17 protein-coding genes are annotated in these 19515 nt (G+C 63.9%); 15 read left to right on the forward strand and 2 right to left on the reverse strand.

The features are described from left to right. Nucleotides 1-42: 42 nt before the first annotated feature. Entirely contained in the window at nt 43-1269 is a 1227-nt protein-coding gene (locus BN1969_RS05915; protein ID WP_077138707.1) for an ABC transporter substrate-binding protein, read from the reverse strand. A 368-nt stretch (nt 1270-1637) separates the two neighbouring features. On the opposite strand from BN1969_RS05915, the gene BN1969_RS05920 reads away from it, so the two are divergent. The 12 genes from BN1969_RS05920 to murI all read left to right on the forward strand — a co-directional run bounded on the left by BN1969_RS05920 (nt 1638) and on the right by murI (nt 13982). Next, nucleotides 1638-3227, forward strand: a complete 1590-nt coding sequence (locus BN1969_RS05920) for an amidohydrolase (RefSeq protein WP_050623458.1) — start codon at nt 1638-1640, stop codon at nt 3225-3227. A 42-nt stretch (nt 3228-3269) separates the two neighbouring features. Next, nucleotides 3270-3869, forward strand: a complete 600-nt coding sequence (locus BN1969_RS05925) for an HdeD family acid-resistance protein (protein WP_050623459.1) — start codon at nt 3270-3272, stop codon at nt 3867-3869. Next, nucleotides 3862-4206 carry a hypothetical protein gene (locus BN1969_RS05930; RefSeq protein ID WP_050623460.1) on the forward strand — a complete coding sequence of 115 codons (345 nt, stop codon included), beginning with the start codon at nt 3862-3864 and terminating at the stop codon, nt 4204-4206. The genes BN1969_RS05925 and BN1969_RS05930 overlap by 8 nt, the downstream gene beginning before the upstream one ends. Before the next feature lie 229 nt (nt 4207-4435). After that, a complete protein-coding gene (locus tag BN1969_RS05935) occupies nt 4436-5809 on the forward strand; it encodes an alanine/glycine:cation symporter family protein (protein ID WP_050623461.1) in 1374 nt (457 codons plus the stop codon). A gap of 301 nt (nt 5810-6110) precedes the next feature. Next, nucleotides 6111-6896: a uridine phosphorylase gene (gene udp, locus BN1969_RS05940; protein WP_050623462.1), complete on the forward strand. Its 786-nt coding sequence runs from the start codon at nt 6111-6113 to the stop codon at nt 6894-6896. 20 nt (nt 6897-6916) lie between these two features. After that, complete coding sequence (locus BN1969_RS17830) at nt 6917-7354, forward strand: hypothetical protein (protein ID WP_050623463.1); 438 nt, start codon at nt 6917-6919, stop codon at nt 7352-7354. A 158-nt stretch (nt 7355-7512) separates the two neighbouring features. After that, entirely contained in the window at nt 7513-8049 is a 537-nt protein-coding gene (locus BN1969_RS05950; RefSeq protein WP_050623464.1) for an NUDIX domain-containing protein, read from the forward strand. A gap of 24 nt (nt 8050-8073) precedes the next feature. Next, nucleotides 8074-8778 carry a response regulator gene (locus tag BN1969_RS05955; RefSeq protein ID WP_050623465.1) on the forward strand — a complete coding sequence of 235 codons (705 nt, stop codon included), beginning with the start codon at nt 8074-8076 and terminating at the stop codon, nt 8776-8778. Nucleotides 8779-9146: 368 nt separating this feature from the next. After that, nucleotides 9147-10916: an ATP-binding protein gene (locus BN1969_RS05960; RefSeq protein ID WP_050623466.1), complete on the forward strand. Its 1770-nt coding sequence runs from the start codon at nt 9147-9149 to the stop codon at nt 10914-10916. Then, nucleotides 10909-12216 carry a hypothetical protein gene (locus BN1969_RS05965; RefSeq protein ID WP_050623467.1) on the forward strand — a complete coding sequence of 436 codons (1308 nt, stop codon included), beginning with the start codon at nt 10909-10911 and terminating at the stop codon, nt 12214-12216. Before BN1969_RS05960 ends, BN1969_RS05965 begins: the two co-directional genes overlap by 8 nt. Before the next feature lie 25 nt (nt 12217-12241). Beyond that, nucleotides 12242-13099: a hypothetical protein gene (locus BN1969_RS05970; RefSeq protein ID WP_050623468.1), complete on the forward strand. Its 858-nt coding sequence runs from the start codon at nt 12242-12244 to the stop codon at nt 13097-13099. 67 nt (nt 13100-13166) lie between these two features. Continuing rightward, a complete protein-coding gene (murI, locus tag BN1969_RS05975; protein ID WP_050623469.1) occupies nt 13167-13982 on the forward strand; it encodes a glutamate racemase in 816 nt (271 codons plus the stop codon). Between the two features lie 81 nt (nt 13983-14063). Here murI and BN1969_RS05980 read toward each other — a convergent pair whose 3' ends face one another. Then, a complete protein-coding gene (locus tag BN1969_RS05980) occupies nt 14064-15128 on the reverse strand; it encodes a branched-chain amino acid aminotransferase (protein ID WP_050623470.1) in 1065 nt (354 codons plus the stop codon). Between the two features lie 371 nt (nt 15129-15499). Between BN1969_RS05980 and BN1969_RS05985 the strand changes: the two genes are divergently transcribed. The 3 genes from BN1969_RS05985 to dnaB all read left to right on the forward strand — a co-directional run bounded on the left by BN1969_RS05985 (nt 15500) and on the right by dnaB (nt 19496). Next, on the forward strand, nt 15500-17488 hold the full coding sequence (locus tag BN1969_RS05985) for a DHH family phosphoesterase (protein WP_242850284.1): 1989 nt from the start codon (nt 15500-15502) through the stop codon (nt 17486-17488). A gap of 68 nt (nt 17489-17556) precedes the next feature. Next, on the forward strand, nt 17557-18003 hold the full coding sequence (gene rplI, locus BN1969_RS05990; RefSeq protein ID WP_050623471.1) for a 50S ribosomal protein L9: 447 nt from the start codon (nt 17557-17559) through the stop codon (nt 18001-18003). A gap of 137 nt (nt 18004-18140) precedes the next feature. Further along, nucleotides 18141-19496 (forward strand): replicative DNA helicase, encoded by a 1356-nt coding sequence (dnaB, locus tag BN1969_RS05995; RefSeq protein WP_050623472.1) that lies wholly within the window; start codon nt 18141-18143, stop codon nt 19494-19496. Nucleotides 19497-19515 lie beyond the last annotated feature (19 nt).

Genomic DNA, 19515 nt, shown 5'->3' on the forward strand with positions numbered 1-19515 from the left:
CCCCCGCCGTACCGGAAAGCGGTATCAGTCAGAGAGCGGCGCTCACTGAACGGTCTGCTGGGTCTCCAGCTCCCAGGAGCCGTCGTTGGTGGAGTGCTTGATGTAGGCGGTGTCACGGACGGCGTCGCCGTTTTCGTCGTCAAAGGCGATGTGGCCGGAAACACCGTCATGCTCCACATCCCACAGCGCGGCCTTGATGGCGGCGGGGTCCACGGAGTCGGCGGCCTTGATGGCCTCCAGAGCCACATAGTATGCGTCATAGCCCATGGCGGACACCGCGGCGACGGTGTCGTTTCCGCCGTTGGCCTCCAGAGCGCCGGAGGCGGTGTTGATGTACTCCTTGATGCCCGCGTCAAACTCGGGGTTGCCGCCCTCCTGATAGAAGGTGGACACATACAGCTGCACGTCGGTGCCCTTGGCGGCCTCCAGCACCATGTTGTCGTCCAGGGTGTCGGAGCCCAGGAAGGGGATGTCGATGCCCAGAGAGGCGGCCTGGGAAATGATCTGGGTGGCGTAGGCGATGGAGACCGGGGTGAAGATGACGTCGGCCCCCTCGGCCTTGGCCTTGTTCAGATAGGAGTTGAAGTCGGAGTTGTTGGTGGGGAAGGCGTCCTTGATGACTTTGCCGCCGGCGGCGGTGAAGGCCTGCTCAAAGAAGTTGATCAGGCCCTGGTCATACTCATTGCCCGCCTCGCCCAACAGATAGGCGGTCTTGGCCTGGAACTTCTCCATGGCGAAGTTGGCCAGGACGGTGCCCTGGAAGGGGTCCAGGAAGCAGATGCGGAAATAGTAGTCATTGCCGGCGGTGACCATGGGGTTGGTGCAGGTGACGCCGATGGCAGGCAGCCCCGCGTTGCCGAAGGTGGGGCCGGCGGCGATGGACACGCCGGAGCCGTAGGAGCCCAGCACCAGAGAAACGCCCTCGCTCACCAGCTGGGTGGCGGCGGTCAGGGCCTTGTCAGTGGAGGAGCCGTTGTCGGCGTAGACCAGCTGGATCTGATACTCCTGGCCGCCCACAGTGACGGTGGGGGTCTCAGAGTTGGCGTACTGCATGCCCAGCATCTCCTTCTTGCCGCCGGAGGCGGAATCGCCGGTGGAGGGCTCGAACACGCCGATCTTGAGGACATTGTCCCCGGAGACAGCCGGGGTGGAGACGGCGGCACCGCTGCCAGCGGGGGCATTGCCGCTGCTGGAACCGGCGCCGGCACAGCCGGCCAGCAGGCCCAGCATCATAGAGGCGGAGAGCACGCAGGCAAGAAACTTTTTCATCTTCGATACTCCTTTTTTCAGTTGGATTCAAGTGATTCACCGCACTGAAATGTCTGTGCAACAAAAACACTTGTGCGCGGATATAAAGGAATTATACCTTGCCAGACGGAAAAAAGCAATACAAAATGCAAAATGGATCAGAAAAAATTGCAGAAAGGGGACAGGCCCAGAGAAACGCATTAACGGGAGACTGTCGGGCGGTGAGAAATACGGCCCATCCGCTTGTTCTCCGGGGAGGGGTGTGATACAATAAAAAACGAAGAAAGGAAAAGCGGGGCGCGGGACCCGGATGCCCCATAAAAAGCAGCCGGACCGCCATACTAGAGGTAGCACAGCGTGCCGCCCGGGGCGGCTCAGGGAGGTCATTTATGTCTCAGACACTGTATTTTGGAGGGCCTATCGTCACGATGGAGCGGGAGCTCTATGTCCAGGCGCTGCTGACAGAGGGGGAGCGGATCCTCTACGCCGGCAGTCTGCACGGCGCGGAGGAACGAGCGGAAGGGACTGTGCGCCGGGTGGACCTGAAGGGGCGGGCCCTGCTCCCTGCCTTTGTGGACGCCCACAGCCACCTGACCGCCTATGCCAACACCTTCCTCCAGGCCGGCCTGGGGGAGTGCGCCAGCTGGGAGGATCTGGGGCGGCGGCTGTCCGCCTTCGCGGCAAGAGAGAGCCTGGCCCCGGGAGAATGGGTCCGGGGAGAGGGCTACGACCACAATGAGCTGGCGGAGGGGAGGCATCCCGCCCGCCAGCTGCTGGACGCGGCCTGTCCGGGCCATCCGGTGATGATCCAGCACCGCTCAGGACACGTGGGGGTCTTTAACACCTTGGCACTGGAGCGGCTGGGGGTAAATGAGGAGACCCCGTGCCCGCCGGGCGGGAGGATGGAGAGGGGCCCTGACGGGAAGCTCACCGGATATATGGAGGAGAACGCATTCCTGCAGCTCCAGAAGCGGGTGCCCTTGCCAGACACAGAAGACCTGCTGGCGGCTTATGACAAGGCCCAGAGGAGCTATGCCTCCTACGGCGTGGCCACAGTACAGGAGGGGATGATGCCGGACCAGCTCATCCCCCTCTACCGCCAGCTGCTGGAGCGGGACCTGCTCTGGCTGGACGTGGTGGGCTACGCTGATGCCGACGGACAGGCGGCGGAGGCGTTCTCCGGCCATATCCGGGCGTACAGCGGCCATTTCAAGCTGGGGGGGTATAAGATATTTCTGGACGGCTCGCCTCAGGGACGCACCGCCTGGATGCGCACCCCCTATCTGGGAGGCGGACCCCAGGACCGGGGCTACCCGGTCCTCACCGACCGGCAGGTGTATGACCGGATGGCCCTGGCCCTGGACCAGGGGATGCAGCTGCTGGCACACTGCAACGGCGACGCGGCGGCAGGGCAGTACTTGTCCGTGCTGGAGCAGCTGGAGCGGGAACGGGAGGCACATCTGGAGCGGCCAGTGATGATCCATGCCCAGCTGCTGGATCTGGACCAGCTGGACAAGGTGAAGGAGCTGGGGGTGGTGCCCTCCTTCTTCGCGGCTCATGTGTACCACTGGGGAGACGTGCATGTGAAAAACTTTGGGGCGGAGCGGGCGGCCCGGATCAGCCCCGCCGGGGCGGCCCTGGAGCGGGACATCCCCTTCACCTTCCACCAGGACACCCCGGTGCTCCCGCCGGACATGCTGGAGACGGTGTGGTGCGGAGTGAACCGGCTGACCCGCTCCGGCGCGGTGCTGGGGCCGGAGCAGAAGATCCCCGTGGTGGAAGCCCTGGCCGCAGTGACCATCCGGGCGGCCTGGCAGTATTTTGAGGAGGGGGAGAAGGGCAGCCTGCGGGAGGGGAAGCGGGCGGACCTGGTGTTGCTGGAGCGGGACCCGCTCACTGCGGACCCCATGAGCCTGCGGGACATCCCCGTGCTGGCCACCTGGAAGGATGGACGGCTGATCTACCGCCGGGAGGGCTGAAGCCCTGGGGGCGCAAAATAAAGAAAGAGGTGCCTGACTATTATGAAAACCATCTTGCAGGAACAGCGGCGCAGCAGCGTCATCGTGGCTTTGATCACCATGGTGCTGGGGGCGGTGCTGGTGGTGTGGCCCGACCGGTCTGTGCGGCTGATGTGCACCCTGCTGGGGGCGGCCCTGCTGATCTGCGGCCTTGTGTATATCCTGGGCTGGCTGGTCCGCAGGCGGGAGGGGGGCATATCGGCCTTCACCCTGATCCCCGGCGTGGTGCTCTCCGGCCTGGGGATCTGGCTGATGACCAGCTCCGACTCGGTGATCGCCCTGGTGCAGTATGTGTTCGGCGCTGTGGTCATCTTCCACGGCGTGCTGGATGTCCAGAGCTCGGTCTCCCTGATGCGCCAGGGAGCGGCTCGGTGGTGGCTGGACCTGGCCCTCTCCGCCCTGACCCTGGCCCTGGGGGCGCTGATCCTCATCAACCCCTTCGGCACCTTCGCCGCCCTGGTGACCCTGATCGGCCTGGTGCTGATCTACGACGGGCTCAGCGACCTGTGGATCATCCACCGGCTGAGCCGGATGGTGCGGGACCTGGAGCGGGATCTGAATGGGGACATCATCGAGACAAGGGGGCGGGACTTGGATGAATGACCTGCGGGAGGTGGACCTGGAGCGGGGCATGCCCCGGGCCGAGCAGGCTATCCGTCAGATGCTCTTTGAGCTGCGCCGCAGCCCCGGCCTGGGGTGCTCCGCGGTGAAGCTTATCCACGGCTACGGCTCCTCCGGCGCGGGAGGGCGCATCCGGGTGGAAGCCAGGCGGCGCCTGAATCGGATGAAGGAGGGGGGAGAGATCTGGGGCTACATCCCCGGAGAGTCCTTCTCCATCTTTGACTCCGACACCCTGGCCGCCTTTCAGCGCTGTCCCACCCTGCGGAGGGACCGGGACCTGGAGCGGCACAATAACGGCGTGACCTTCGTCCTGCTGTAAGGGAGCGGCAGAGTTCTGCCCTGGACAGAAAAAATGAAGGATAAAAAATTTTTCTTGCATTTTGGGGCGGGAACCCTTATAATTCCTTTCAAAAGAGCGGGGCGGAGAAGGATGGGAGGCCCCGCGGGGAGAGTTCCGGAGATCAATAGAGCGCGGCTGCCTCGGACCGCGCTCTTTTTTTATCTTGGCCGGGCCGGACGCTCCCAGAAACAGGAAAGGAAGGGGAATTATGATTGAAATCATCACCAAGATCAACTCGGCCGTCAACAACTTCGTGTGGGGGCCGGTGATGCTGCTGCTCCTGGTGGGCACGGGCGTCTACCTCACCGCCCGCACCGGGTGCATCCAGGCCGCAAAATTTGGGTATATCATGCGCAATACGGTGGGCTCACTGTTTCGCAGGCGGGAGAAGCGGGACAAGGATGCCAAGAACCTCACCCCCTTTCAGGCAGTGACCACTGCTCTGGCTGGCACCGTGGGCACTGGCAACATCGCCGGTGTCACCGGGGCTATCTTCGCCGGAGGGCCGGGGGCGGTGTTCTGGATGTGGTTCGCGGCTTTCTTTGGGATGTTCACCAAATTTGCGGAGATCGTACTGGCCCTGAAGTACCGGCAGGTTGACGAGAACGGGGTCCACTACGGCGGGCCCATGTATTACATCGAAAAGGGCCTGGGCATGAAGTGGCTGGCGGTGCTGTTTTCACTGGTGGCGGGCTTCGCCTGCTTCGGGATTGGGAACATCTCCCAGAGCAGCGAGATCGCCGGGGCGATGGAGGGGCTGTTCGGGATGAGCGGCCTGACCACCGGCGTGCTCCTGGCGGTGGTGGTAGGCATTGTGGTGCTGGGCGGAGTCCAGCGAATCGGCCGGGTGACCTCCTACATGGTGCCCTTCATGGCCATCTTTTACATTGGGGCGGGGCTGGCGGTGATCCTGCTGCGGATCGACCAAGTGCCGGCGGCCCTGGCCTCCATCTTCACCAGCGCCTTCAGCTTTGAGGCGGTGGGGGGCGGCGTATTCGGCTATGCCATTATGGTGGCTATGCGCCAAGGATTTGCCCGGGGCGTATTCTCCAACGAGGCAGGCCTTGGCTCCGCCCCCATGGCCCATGCGGCCTCCGAGACCCAGGAGCCGGTGGAGCAGGGGATGTGGGGCGTGTTTGAGGTGTTCATCGACACCGTCGTCATCTGCACGCTGACCTCCCTGGCAGTCATTCTATCCGGTGTGCTGGACGTGGGGCTGGACAGCTACGCCACCAACGGCGCGGCGGCGGTGGCCGCCTTCAATGCCATCCTGCCCGGGACTATCGGCGGGACCATCATTCAGATCAGCCTGCTTTTCTTTGCCCTGTCCACCATCCTGGGCTGGAGCTACTACGGTGAGCGGTGCTGGGCCTATCTGTCCAACAACAATAAAGCGGTGGTGTGGATCTTTAAGGTGGTCTTTGTTCTGGTGTGCATCGTGGGTGCCACCGGAAACGGCACCCTGATGTGGGACATCTCCGACACCCTGAACGGCATGATGGCCATCCCTAACCTCATTGGCCTGCTGCTGCTGTCCAATGTGATCATTCGCAGCACCAACGACTATTTCAAAAAGCACTGACTTCCGGGAGAGACCTGGTATTTTGAAGCACCGGCCGGATGCTGGAAAAGCCCGCGGCCCCCGCCTGCCCCAGAGCAGGCGGGGGCTTTTGCTGTGGAGCTGGCACCGCAGGGGCGCCAGGAGCCATCCCTGTTTTCGGACGGAGTGCCTTTTTCCGCAGAGGGGTGAGCCATTCCCCTGCAAGGGGTACAGGCGGCAAAAGAAAACCGGCGGATGGACGCTTGCGTCTGTGGGGTGGAACCGATATAATATAGAAAGAAAAACGGAGGTCCGCCTGAGGCGGGGAAAGGAAGGCCAGATCATGCAGGAGAGAGCACTACAATTTCATATCCAGTGCGGTCCGGGGAATGTGGGGGGCTACTGTGTCCTGCCGGGTGATCCGGGCAGATGCCGCTCCATTGCCCAGCGGCTGGAGGGGGCGGTCCATGTGCGCACCAATCGGGAGTTTGAGACCTGGACCGGCTCCCTGCTGGGGGAGAAGGTGAGCGTGGTCTCCACCGGCATCGGCGGCCCCTCCGCCGCCATTGCCATGGAGGAGCTGGCCAACCTGGGGACCCACACCTTTGTCCGGGTGGGTACCTGCGGCGGCATCCGCCTGGATGTCCGCAGCGGAGACGTGGTGGTGGCCACCGGCGCGGTGCGAATGGAGGGGACCAGCCGGGAGTACGCCCCTATCGAGTACCCCGCTGTCCCTGATTTCCAGGTGGCCGGCGCGCTGGTGCGGGCCTGCCAGGCGCTGGGGAAGCCCTGGCACGCGGGGGTGGTCCAGTGCAAGGACTCCTTTTACGGACAGCACGACCCCGCCCGGATGCCGGTATCTGGGGAGCTGGAGGCGAAGTGGGAGGCATGGAAGCGGCTGGGGGTGCTGGCCTCAGAGATGGAGTCTGCGGCTCTGTTCACCGTGGCAGCGGCCCGGGGAGTGCGGTGCGGCTCTGTGTTCCACGTGATCTGGAACCAGGAGCGGGAGCAGGCGGGGCTGGACCAGCAGGAGTCCCACGACACCGCGCTGGCCATCGACGTAGGGGTGGAGGCGCTGAAGCTGCTGATCCGCCAGGACGCCCAGAGCCAGGCCGGAGAAGGCCGCTAGACAGAAGAGGGAGGAGCCCCATGGAGCAGGAGAAGAGACAGAAGGAGATTACCCGGCACGGCCTGATCCGAGTGGGACTGTGGCTCGGCGGGGGCTGGCTACTGCTGGTCCTGTGCGCCTGGGGCATCCTCCCAGACCGGGAGGTGCCCGGGATCCTCTGGGTAGGGCTGGGCCTGTTGACCGCGGAACTGGCCATCCTGTGGGGGAAGACGTGGTGGGAGAGCCGGGGACGCGGCCAGGCGATCCCCGCCGGAGCGCCCTGGTGGCAGGCAGAGAAGGAGGAGCTGGCGGCCGCCGCTGTGATGCTGGCGGTGTGGTGGGGCTTTCTGGCCCTGTGCGCCGCGGGGGTGCTCCCCCACATGGAACCGGACTGGTACAGCTGGCTCCTGGCGGGAGCGGTGACCGTCCTCTTCGGGGCGGAGCTGCTGCTCTGGCCGAGAGGGAGGCGGGACCGGTAGCCGGTGGCGCCTGCCACCGGCGGGCCCCGGCCGTCAGGCGGCCGGGGCTTTTTTCCGGCTGACCGCTTTTAGTTGGCAAACGGGGAAAAGCGTGGTATAATGGCCCTGAATTTGAAGCAGGCCGCCCCAAATGGGACGCGCCGGGGAGGGAGCGGAAGATGGACCTGACAGAGCGCACCATTGAAAGCAAAACGATGTTCCAGGGCCGGATCATCACGGTCCTGCTGGATACCGCCGGCCTGCCGGACGGGGGGACCGCCCAGCGGGAGGTGGTGCTCCACCCAGGGGGCGTGGCCATTTTGGCATTGGATGAGGCGGACAACGTGGCGCTGGTGCGGCAGTACCGCTATCCGCTCCACGGTCTGCTGCTGGAGCTGCCCGCCGGCAAGCTGGACCCGGGGGAGGACCACCGCCCCGCCGCCCTTCGGGAGCTGAGCGAGGAGACCGGCCTGGAGGCGGGGGAACTGACCTATCTGGGCCATATCTATGCCTCACCTGGATTCTGCGACGAGGCGCTGCACATGTATCTGGCGCGGGACCTGACCCGCGCCCGGCAGCACTTGGACGAGGACGAGTTTCTGGATGTGGTGACCATGCCCTTTGACACATTGGTGGAGCAGGTCATGTCCGGGGAGATCACAGACGCGAAGACAGTGGCCACCGTGCTGAAGGTCAAGACTCTGCTGGGCCGCTGATATGGACGACAAGGAGGGATTTCTGTGGGAAAGAGCATCCTGATCGTAGAGGATGAGCAGAACATCGTGGATATTTTGTCCTTCAACCTGAGCCGGGAGGGGTATGACACCCTGGAGGCCTACGACGGCCCCACTGGGCTCCAACTGGCGCTGGAGCAGGACCCGGACCTGATCCTGCTGGACCTGATGCTGCCCGGGATGGACGGCTTCGAGGTGTGCCGCCAGGTGCGGGAGAGCGGCTCCTCAACCCCTATTATCATGCTCACCGCCCGGGAGGAGGAGACCGACAAGGTCCTGGGCCTGGAGCTGGGGGCGGACGACTACATCACAAAGCCATTCTCCATGCGGGAGCTGCTGGCCCGGGTGAAAGCCAATATCCGCCGTATGAGCATGGTGCCCGCTGGGAAGGGGGCGGCAGCCTCCACCAACCGGATGGAGCTGGGCCGGGTGACAGTGGACACGGACCAGATGGCGGTGCTCAAGGACGGGCAGCCCCTTCAGCTGTCTCAGCGGGAGTACGATCTGATCCGTTTCCTGGCGGCCCAGCCGGGCAAGGTGTTTTCACGGGAGGCCCTGATGGAGCATGTGTGGGACTATGAAGGCTATGTGGGCGATGTGCGGGCGGTGGACGTGGCCGTCCGCCGCCTGAGAGAGAAGATCGAGGACGACCCCGCCAGTCCTAAATTCGTGGTGACAAAGCGGGGGATGGGGTACTACTTCGGCGGCTGAGCCGGAGGGGCCGAGGGCGGGGACGTCCTCGGGGACCCGCCGCAGGGGGGACGCCGGTGGTCCGGCGCGGACCCGGAGCGGGAGCGGAGGGTCCTCTCCGGGACGATCCATTCGTCTGGAGATCAGAAAAAAGAAAAGGGCTCCCGCAGGACGAGTCCTGCGGGAAACTGACCCCGCCAGTCCTAAATTCGTAGTGACAAAGCGGGGGATGGGGTACTACTTCGGCGGCTGAGCCGGAGACCGCCCAGGGTGCCGCAGAGGCTATCTCCCAGGGCGCCGAGGTGTGGTGCCTGTGACCGGCAGGCGGATGGAACAGAGCCCGCCCCCCTGAGACAGAGGGACGGAGAGAGAAGAGAGGAGGTGCCCCGATGCTGCGCAGCCTGCACATGAAGCTGGTGATGCTGATGGTGCTGCTCATCCTGTCGCTGATGACGGTGGTGGGGGCTTTCCTCATCAACTCTGTGGTGGCCTTTTACATCCAGGACTTTTACAGCCAGATGAGCACAGTGTTCGGAGACCAGGAGATCGTCTCCGACCTGCGCACCGCTGCGGATGGGGAGACCGACGGGGCAGGGGCGCTGAAGACGGTGCTGAATGCCTATGCCGGCCAGCTGGGCGTGGATACCCGCAACCGCAATTTCTACATCCTGGACGGGGAGGGGACCTCAGTGCTGGCCAGCTCCAACGGTGAGAGCGGCGCCTCCGGCTTGTCCTACACCGGGAACCTGATGACGGCTATCGAGTCCGGCCAGGTGGGAGACGAGAGCAACGCGGCCGCCGATTACATGGATGTGGCCATCCCCATCCAGCGGGGCGGCAGCGACTATATCATCTATATCCTGGACAACAAGGCCACCGTGTCCAACCTGAACAACCAGCTCTTCCTGCTGATCATGGAGGCGCTGCTGTTCGGTCTGGTGATCTCAGTGCTGCTGTCCTTCCTCCTCTCCAAGACCATGATCACTCCCATCCAGCGGCTGACGGAGGGAGCCATGCGGGTGGCAGAGGGGGACTTCGCCCATAAGATCGAGGTGGCCTCCCGGGACGAGATCGGCGTGCTCACCGACACCTTCAACGATATGGCGGGTCAGCTCCAGGACACCATCCGCCAGGTGGAGAACGAGCGCAACAAGCTCAACACCCTCTTTCTCCACATGACGGACGGCGTGGTGGCCTTCTCCCGGACTGGAGAGGTCATCCACTTCAATCCCTCCGCGGAGGAGATGCTCCACCGGCCCATCGGGACGGACACCACCTTCGGGGAGCTGTTCGGCGGCCTGGTCTCTCTGGAGCGGGTGCTGGCGGTGCCCGACTACCTCCAGGAGGAGCAGACGGTTGAGGAGCGATTCCTCCAGCTGCTGATGGCTCCCTTCGACCGGGACCGGCAGGGGGGCGTACTGGTGGTCATCCACGACGTCACCGAGCAGCGGAAGAACGAGGAGATGCGCCGGGAGTTCGTGGCCAACGTGTCCCACGAGCTGCGCACCCCCCTCACCAACATCCGCAGCTATGCCGAAACGCTGGTGGACAGCGCCGGAGACCTGCCCCCAGCCATGGAGAAGAAGTTCCTGGGAGTCATCCTCAACGAGAGCGACCGCATGACCCACATCGTGCAGGACCTGCTCACCCTGTCCCGGTTCGACTCGGGGCGCACCGATTTGAAGCTGACCCAGTTCTCCTTTTCTGCGGTGCTCCATGACCTGTATAACGCGGTCTATATGGAGGCCCAGCGCCACAGCCATGCCCTTGAGCTGAAAATCGAGCCGGAGCTGCCCGAGATCGTGGCCGACCGGGAGCGAGTGGTCCAAGTGATGATGAACATCGTGTCCAACTCCATCAAGTACACGCCGGACGGAGGGCGCATCGTCATCTCCGCCGGACGGCGGGGGGACCGGGTGTGGATGTTGGTGGATGACAACGGCATCGGCATCCCGCCGGAGGACCGGCCCCGCATCTTCGAGCGGTTTTATCGGGTGGACAAGGCCCGGTCCCGCCAGTCGGGCGGGACCGGACTGGGCCTGTCCATCGCCAAGGAGATCATCGACCGGCACCAGGGCGTGCTGGAGCTGGCCGACAAGGAGGGCCCGGGACTGGCGGTGCGGATGGAGCTGAAGATAGAGGGGCCGGACCATGAATAGAAAGAGCAAGCACGCCCGCCTGCTGGAGCTGGGCAAGGACGTGCTGATCGTCCTGCTGGCCTGCTCAGCGGTGTGGCTGACTACCAGGGTCCAGCGCACCGGGAGCTTGGGAGATCTGCTGGCGGACACGCCCCAGGAGGGGCAGGGCCAGACCCAGGCCCCCGGCCAGATGGAGATGGTCCGCCCGGTACGGATGGCGGCAGTGGGCAGGAGCGGAGAGACCACCATCCGCTATGGGGCACAGTATGACCAGCAGAGCACCGACGCCCTATTCCAGCAGGTGGCCAATCTGCTGGTGGAGGCGCTGAGCGACGGGGGAGAGATGAGCCCCGTCAGCCAGTGGGAGTGGCGCACCGCCCTGACCTCCCCGCCCAGCCTGTACTTCGACCTGATGGAGGGGGTCCCCCTGTCGGTGCTGACGGGCTGGCTCACCGGGGAGAGCACAGGGGGGGAGGTGTTCGTGCGCCGGCTGGCACTGGCCGCCTCCCGGGGACAGGTGTTCCTCTACTACCAGGATGAGGAGAGCGGGCAGTTTTACGCCGGCCCGGTGGACGTGATCAGCGTCAGCCGGCTGGAGTCCGCTGTCTCCGGCCTGTCGGACAACGGCGCCTGTTTTGCCTTTGAGAAGGAGGGGTACAGCCTCCTGTCTCCCTACACCCTGCTGATGCCGGGCACACCCCAGCCGGCGGTCTATCAGGCCTACAACCCCCTCAGCCGGGAGGAGGGCCTCAACAGCCTGCTGGAGGCACTGGACTTCCCGGCCAGCAGCAGCTACACCTATCAGGGGACCGACGGAGAGTTGGTGGTGCGCAACGGGTATGACACCCTGCGGGTATCTGCCCAGGGCACGGTGCGCTACCATACTACGGAGGGGGAGATATCCCGTTATCCGGTGGCCTCGGACACCGGCGGAACGGGGTGCTATGAAGCGGTAGAGGCCTGCCGGGTGCTGGTCTCCGAGACACTGGGCACCCAGTGCGGGGCCGCCCGGCTGGTGCTCACCCATGTGGAGCGGATCACGGGGGGCTGGGCGGTGGAGTTCGGCTACTGTCTGGACGGCGCGGCAGTCCAGGTGTACGAGGAGGGATGCGCGGCCCGGTTCCTGGTGCAGAACGGACAGATCGCGGAGATCACCCTCCAGGCCAGAAGCTATGAGGAGACGGCGGAGAGCGGGCTGGTGCTGCCCCGGCTCCAGGCCATGGCCGCCATGGAGGCGGCGGGGCTGGAGGGCCGGGAGCTGCTGTTGGGATATCAGGACAGCGGCGGCGGAACGGTCACCGCCGGCTGGATCGCCCGGTGAGAGAGACCGGAGGGGAGGGAGAGCCGTGGCCTGGCCCAAGATCAAAAATATCATCATCCTGATGCTGCTGGTGACCAACCTGTGCCTGCTGGCCTTTGTGGGCTGGCGGGAGATCCGGGACTGGCAGCTCCAGGACAAGGCGCTGGAGCAGGCCGTCTCCTTCCTGGCGGAGCGGGGCATCCAGGTGGACGAGCGCATCGTGCCCAGGTCTGCGGAGCTGCCGCCCATGGGCATGGAACGGGACCTGGAGGAAGAGCAGACCCTGGCAGCAGCGCTGCTGGGGGATGGCCTGACCCGGGAGGAACGCAGCGGCGAGGTCTATGTCTATGAGGGGGAGCGGGGGCTGCTCCAGTGCCACAGCAGCGGGGAGTTCTGGGCCGACTTTCAGAGCGGCGCCTTCCCGGTCCCAGAGGGGGCGGAGATGGCGGAGCATGCTCTGGAGACCATGGAGCTGCTCCACTTCCAGGGGGAGGTGGTGAGCAGCGCGGGCAACGCCCAGGACGGGAGCGTCACCCTGCGGCAGCTGTGGAACGGCGTGCCGGTGCTGCCCTGCCGGGCGACCTTGGTCTACGAGGGGGGCGAGCTGAAGCGGATCGAGGAGGGCCGGCGTCTCACCGGGACGCCCCAGACCACAGCAGGTACGCCCATCACGGCGATGACGGCGCTGATGCGCTTTTATGCGGGCCTGAGCGAGCGGATGGACATCTGCAGTGAGGTCCGGGAGATCGAGATCGCCTATACCCTCTCCAACGCCCTGGGGGGTCCCATCTCGCTGATCCCGGTCTGGCACATCACCACCGACACCGAGATATATGAGCTGAACACCTTGGACGGGAGCCTGGCTGCGGCAGGCGCCGAAGAGACAGAGCGGACGGAGCAGTAGAACGAGACCACTGACATGCCCGGCCGGAAGGGCCGGAGCGGGACAACAAAGAAAGAAGGAGATCATCATGTTCAGCAAAGAAAGCCCCATTGGGATCATCGATTCGGGGATCGGCGGCTTCAGTGTGGCCCGGAAGGTGCAGAAGCTGCTCCCGCGGGAGAATCTGGTCTATCTGGGGGACGGGGCCAACACGCCCTATGGCAACCACACCGCGGAGGAGATCCTCACTATGACCCGCTACATGCTGCGCTTCATGGAAGAAAAGGGGGTCAAGGCCCTGCTGGTGGCCTGCAACACCATTTCCTGCCTCATTGATCAGTACCGGGATGAGATGAGCTGCCCGGTGCTCAGCGTAGTCCAGGCGGGTGCGGACGCGGTAAAGGACTTGGATGTCCATAAGGTAGGAGTCATCTCCACCTGCTTCACTGCCTCCACTCACTGCTACCCGGATCTGATCGGCAAGGCAGCGCCGGACAAGGTGGTCATCAGCCATGGCTGCCCTGACCTGGCCAACGTGGTGGAGCGAAACGTGGGCAGGCCGGAGGGACAGGCGCTGATCGATGCAGATGTGCAGAAGAACCTGGAGGGACTGGTCCGGGACGAGCAGATCGAATGCTGTGTGCTGGGCTGCACCCACTATCCCTTGGTAGAGGAAAATATCCACAGGCTCTTCCCGGGCCTGCGGCTGCTGGACCCGGCGGAGCAGATGGCCAAGGACGTGTTGGCCTATCTGGAGCGGGACGGCTTGGTGAACGACGGTCCTCAGCCCGGACGGCTGGATATCTTCACCACCGGCAGCGCGGAGGAGTACACCATGAAGGCGGAGAAGGTGGGACTGGACCCGGTGACCTCGGTGCAGTTCTATCCCCCCATGAAACTATAAAAATAGTCCGGCGGAGCCGGCGTCAGAAAAAAGGCTCAAGGGCCGCCCCGGTGGGGCGGCCCTTGAGTTTAAAAAATCTGCTTACAGCTTCATGATCCAGCCGTGGGGATCGGGAACGCGGCCCCACTGAATGCCGGTGAGGGTGTCGTACAGCTTCTGGGTGACAGGGCCGATCTCATTGTGGTTGATGATGGCCTTCTCGTCCCCCTCGGCCAGCTCGCCGATGGGGGAGACCACAGCAGCGGTGCCGGTGCCCCAGGCCTCCTCCAGGGTTCCGTCCTTGGCGGCCTGGAAGAGCTCCTCGGCGGAGATGCGGCGCTCCTCCACCTCATAGCCCCAGTCCTTCAGCAGCTGGATGCAGGAGCGGCGGGTGATGCCGTCCAGCACGGAACCGTTCAGGTCGGGGGTGAGGATCTTGCCGTTCACCTTGAACATGACGTTCATAGCGCCTACTTCCTCAATATATTTGCGGTGGACGCCGTCCAGCCACAGGACCTGGGTGTAACCCTTCTGCTCGGCGCGGTTGCCCGCCCGCAGGGAGGCGGCGTAGTTGCCGCCGGTCTTGGCCATGCCGGTGCCGCCCCGAACGGCGCGGACGTCCTGGTCCTCGATATAGATCTTGGTGGGGGCCAGTCCCTCCGGGTAGTAGGCGCCCACAGGGCAGACGATGACGATATACTGGCAGTGGTGGGAGGTGTGGACGCCCAGGGTGGGGTCCAGACCAATGACAAAGGGACGGATATACAGGGAGGTGTCCTTCTCATAGGGGACCCACTTCTGATCCAGCTTGACCAGCTCAGTGATACCGGCCAGGGCCAGGTCTTCAGGCACCTCGGGCAGGGCAATGCGCTCGCAGGACAGGTTCAGCCGACGCACGTTGTCCATGGGGCGGAACAGCTGGATGGAGCCGTCTGCGGTGCGGTAGGCTTTCAGGCCCTCGAAGATCTCCTGGGCGTAATGGAGGACCTTGGCGGCTGGGTCGATCTGGAGGGGGGCATAGGGGACGATGCGGGCGTCATGCCAGCCCTGACCCTCGTCATAGTCCACCACAAACATGTGGTCGGTCATATACTTGCCGAAGACCAGCTTGGAGGAGTCAGGCTTCTCCTTCCGCTGCTCGGCGCGGGTGATCTTGATCTCTTGCATCTTGGTTTCCTCCTAAAGTAAACTCAAATCGAGCGGTCCTGGTTTGGAGGACGGCTTTTCTGGTATTTCCATATTATATCAGCCTTTTTTTCCAGACGCAACGGGTAATCGTGGGAAAAGTGGGGCCGGCCCAACTTTTTAGGGAAAGAATTCCGCCATTTCCCCAGAGAATGGCCCCGCCTGGACGGTTTGCTATTGTTTTTCCCCTGGGGGTTTGATATAATATCACCAATCACCGCGCTGATACGGCGGCACGGCGCGGGAATGGGGCGTGAAGAAGGTCCTGCTGACGGGCGGACCTTTTTGTTGTGATAGGAGGTCCCGCCCCCGGGAGGGGGAGGAACGGCCGCCCCGAAGAGGAGGAACGGATCTTGAACCGAAAAATGACGCAGATGCTTCAGCCAAGCTTTCAGCTCTATTTCGTCTGTCTGATCCTGTTTGCCGCGGCGTCTGCCTTTTTCAGCCTGTATCTGGCGGCGGCGGAGGCCGTGGTGGTGGTCCTGCTGGGACTGTATTACCGGGAGAACAGCCGCCGGCGGCGGCGGGAGATAGCCAAGTACATCGAGAACGTCACCGGGAACATGGATGTGGCCACCAAGGACACCATGGTAAACTCCCCCCTGCCCATGGTGATCTTCCGCCCGGAGAGCGACGACATCATCTGGACCAATGACCGTTTTCTCCATCTGGCAGGGGAGAAGGAGCACCTGTTCGACGCCAAGCTGAGCAGCGTGATCCCGGATTTTGATACCCGCTGGCTCATGGAGGGGAAAAACGAGTGTCCCACCGAGGTCACCTTCGGTCCCCGCCGCTTTCTGGTGTACGGACACCTGGTCCGGGCCTCGGGCCGGGAGGGGGGCTTCCTGGCCACCACCTACTGGGTGGACGTGACCGAGTTCTGCCAGGTGCGGGACCAGTTCCGGGGGAGCCGCCCGGTGATGGCGGTGCTGCTGCTGGACAACTATGAGGACCTGATGAAGAACCAGACGGAGAACCAGCGATCCACCATCTACGCCGAGGTCAACGCCCGGCTGGATGCCTGGGTGGCGGGCACCGGGGGCATGCTCCGCAGAATGGAGCGGGACCGTTACCTGCTCCTGTTCGAGGAGCAGTACCTGTCCCGGTTTGTGGACCAGAAGTTCGACATCCTGGACACCATCCACCAGGTGGTCAATTCCAGCGGCCTGGCGGCGACCCTGTCCATCGGCATCGGCAAGGACGGCGGCAGCTTCCAGGAGCTGATGCAGTACGCCAACCTGTCCATTGAGATGGCCCTCTCCCGGGGGGGAGACCAGGCGGTCATCCGCAACAAGTTCACCTTTGAGTTTTATGGAGGCCACTCCACCGAGACGGAGAAGCGCACAAAGGTGAAGAGCCGGGTGATGGCAAACGCCCTGTCCGCCCTGGTGTCCGACTCCTCCAAACTGTTCATCATGGGCCACAAGATGCCCGACATGGACGCCACCGGCGCCGCGGTGGGCGTGTGCGCCATCGCCCGGAAAAAAGGAGTCCCCGCCTACATCATCCGGGAGGGGGGGACCAATCCCTCCAAGCCCATCCTGGATAAGCTGGACCAGCTGCCCGAGTACCGGGGGAATTTCCTCAGTGCCCAGGAGGCCCTGGTGGCGGCGGACAGCCGCTCCCTGGTGGTGGTGGTGGACACCAACCGCCCGGAGCAGGTCCAAGCCCAGGAGCTGCTGGAGTCCTGCAACCGGGTGGCGGTCATCGACCACCACCGGCGGGCGGCCACCTATATCGAGGGAGCGGCGCTGAACTACCACGAGCCCTACGCCTCCTCCGCCTGTGAGCTGGTCACCGAGCTGCTCCAGTACATCGCAGAGCCCACCGACCTGCTCCGCACAGAGGCGGAAGCCCTGCTGGCGGGCATCGTGCTGGATACCAAGAACTTCACCATGCGCACCGGCGGCCGCACCTTTGAGGCGGCAGCTTTCCTGCGCCGCTCCGGCGCCGACACCGGGGAGGTGAAGCGGCTGTTCCAGAACGACCTGTCCGGCACCATCGCCAAATACGATATCATCCAGAATGCGAAGCTGTACCGGGACCACATCGCCATTGCCGTGGTGGACCACACGGTGGGCCGGGTGACAGCGGCCCAGGCGGCGGACGAGCTGCTGAACATCGTGGGGATCAGCACCTCCTTTGTGCTCTTTCCCGACGGGGAGCAGATCATCATCTCAGGCCGCTCCATGGGAGACACCAACGTCCAGGTCATCCTGGAGCAGCTGGGGGGCGGAGGCAACGCCGCCGCCGCCGGCGGACAGGTGGCGGGCAAGACGCTGGAACAGGTGGCCGTGGAGCTGACACAGGCCATCGACCGCTATCTGGAGGAGGACTCCTGAGGGAGCCGCTCATTCCCAAATAAGATATTTCCTAAAATTATTACTGATAGTATTTGGAGGAACACAACATGAAAGTGATTTTACAGCAGGATGTCAAGGGCCAGGGCAAGAAGGGCCAGATGGTGGAGGTCTCCGACGGATACGCCCGCAACTTCCTTCTGCCCCGGAAGCTGGCCGTCTCTGCCACGGCGGACAATATCAACACCATGAAGCAGCAGGAGAAGGCACGCAAGGCCCAGGAGGCCGCCGAGAAGGCGCAGGCCGAGGCCACCGCCAAGCAGTTGGAGGGACTGATGGTGAAGATCACCGCCAAGGCCGGCGAGGGCGGGCGCCTCTTCGGCGCTGTGACGGCCAAGGAGATCTCCGAGGCCCTGGCCGAGCAGCACCAGGTGGAGATCGCCAAGACCAAGCTGGTTCTGGACGAACCCATCAAGGCCTGCGGCGGCTATCAGATCCGCGCCAAGCTGGGCTATGAGGTGGTCGGCACGGTAAACGTCATGGTGGCGGAGGCCTGAGAAGGACGGTGAGGGGTGAGGAGAGGGGCGCTGTGCAGAGCGTTGATGCGCGGCACTCCCACCGCCCGGCGGTTCCGGGCACCAAAATCCCGAACTCTCGATTTTGAATTCCTGATTTGGAAGGCAGGTGGTCTCATATGGCGCTGGAAGAGGAAGAGCTGCTCCTTAAGCAGCTCCCCCATTCTGTGGAGGCGGAGCAGGCCGTGCTGGGCTCCATGCTCATCGACCCCCGCTGTGTCCCGGATGTGATCGAGCAGCTCCGGCCGGAGGACTTCTATATCCGGCAGAACCGGGAGATCTACGAGACCATTTACTCCATGTTCAACTTCTCCCTCACCATCGACCCGGTGACGGTGCTGGAGAACATGCGGAAAAACGGGGTCTACGACGAGAATGTCTCCCGCAACTACATCCTCCAGCTGATGGACACCACGCCCACTGCGGCCAACGTGGGGGAGTACGTGGCCATCATCAAGGACAAGACCCTGCTGCGGCGCATCGCCGAGACGGCGGGGGACATGACCGCTATGGTCCAGCAGGGCACAGACAGCGGCCAGGACGTGCTGGAGGCGGCGGAGCAGCGGATCTACGCCATCCGGCAGGGGCGGGCCGCCCGGGGACTGACACCCATCTCTGCAGTGCTACTGGATGTGTATGACCGGCTCAATGAGCTGGCCGCCAGCGACGCGGCGGTGCCCGGCCTGTCCACCGGACTGGGGGACCTGGATCTGGCCATCTCCGGCCTGAACAAGTCCGACCTGATCCTGCTGGCCGCCCGGCCCGGCATGGGAAAGACCTCCATGGCGCTGAACATCCTGCTCCACGCGGGCAAGTTCTCCGGGAAGAGCGTGGCCTTTTTCTCCCTGGAGATGAGCCGGGAGCAGCTGGTGCTGCGCCTGATCTCCAACGAATCCTTTGTGGACAACAAAAAGCTGGTGACCGGAAAGCTCAATGAGAGCGACTGGGAGAAAGTGGCCGCCGCCGCCGACGCCCTGAACCGCACTAAGATCCTCATCGACGACGACTCTACGGTGTCGGTGGCCGATATCAACGCCAAATGCCGCCGGGTGGAGGACCTGGGGCTGGTGGTCATCGACTACCTCCAGCTGATGACCTCCGCCGGCGGAAAGGAGCGCAGCGGCGACAACCGGCAGCAGATCGTCTCCGACATCTCTCGGGCCCTGAAGATCATGGCCAAGGAACTGAACGTGCCGGTGCTGTGCCTGTCTCAGCTCTCCCGTGCCAACGAGAGCCGGACCAATAAGCGGCCCATGCTCTCAGATCTGCGGGAATCGGGGGCCATCGAGCAGGACGCCGATATCGTCATGTTCCTCTACCGGGAGGACTACTACGAGAAAGAATCAGAAAACCACAACCTGGCCGAGTGCATCATCGCCAAAAACCGGCACGGGGAGACCCGGACGGTGGAGCTCCAGTGGCTGCCTGAGTACACCACCTTCTCCTCCATCGACCGGACCCATGAGGAGTATTGACCATGGCCCATTCCAGCCC

The organism is Clostridium phoceensis (assembly GCF_001244495.1).
In the GTDB taxonomy this organism is placed as follows: domain Bacteria; phylum Bacillota; class Clostridia; order Oscillospirales; family Oscillospiraceae; genus Lawsonibacter; species Lawsonibacter asaccharolyticus.

Excerpts from the sequence above, each read along its gene's own strand:
- BN1969_RS05915 (WP_077138707.1), bottom strand. The coding sequence starts at position 1,269 with ATGAAAAAGTTTCTTGCCTGCGTGCTCTCCGCCTCTATGATGCTGGGC.
- BN1969_RS05920 (WP_050623458.1), top strand. The coding sequence starts at position 1,638 with ATGTCTCAGACACTGTATTTTGGAGGGCCTATCGTCACGATGGAGCGG.
- BN1969_RS05925 (WP_050623459.1), top strand. The coding sequence starts at position 3,270 with ATGAAAACCATCTTGCAGGAACAGCGGCGCAGCAGCGTCATCGTGGCT.
- BN1969_RS05930 (WP_050623460.1), top strand. The coding sequence starts at position 3,862 with ATGAATGACCTGCGGGAGGTGGACCTGGAGCGGGGCATGCCCCGGGCC.
- BN1969_RS05935 (WP_050623461.1), top strand. The coding sequence starts at position 4,436 with ATGATTGAAATCATCACCAAGATCAACTCGGCCGTCAACAACTTCGTG.
- udp (WP_050623462.1), top strand. The coding sequence starts at position 6,111 with ATGCAGGAGAGAGCACTACAATTTCATATCCAGTGCGGTCCGGGGAAT.
- BN1969_RS17830 (WP_050623463.1), top strand. The coding sequence starts at position 6,917 with ATGGAGCAGGAGAAGAGACAGAAGGAGATTACCCGGCACGGCCTGATC.
- BN1969_RS05950 (WP_050623464.1), top strand. The coding sequence starts at position 7,513 with ATGGACCTGACAGAGCGCACCATTGAAAGCAAAACGATGTTCCAGGGC.
- BN1969_RS05960 (WP_050623466.1), top strand. The coding sequence starts at position 9,147 with ATGCTGCGCAGCCTGCACATGAAGCTGGTGATGCTGATGGTGCTGCTC.
- BN1969_RS05965 (WP_050623467.1), top strand. The coding sequence starts at position 10,909 with ATGAATAGAAAGAGCAAGCACGCCCGCCTGCTGGAGCTGGGCAAGGAC.
- murI (WP_050623469.1), top strand. The coding sequence starts at position 13,167 with ATGTTCAGCAAAGAAAGCCCCATTGGGATCATCGATTCGGGGATCGGC.
- BN1969_RS05980 (WP_050623470.1), bottom strand. The coding sequence starts at position 15,128 with ATGCAAGAGATCAAGATCACCCGCGCCGAGCAGCGGAAGGAGAAGCCT.
- rplI (WP_050623471.1), top strand. The coding sequence starts at position 17,557 with ATGAAAGTGATTTTACAGCAGGATGTCAAGGGCCAGGGCAAGAAGGGC.
- dnaB (WP_050623472.1), top strand. The coding sequence starts at position 18,141 with ATGGCGCTGGAAGAGGAAGAGCTGCTCCTTAAGCAGCTCCCCCATTCT.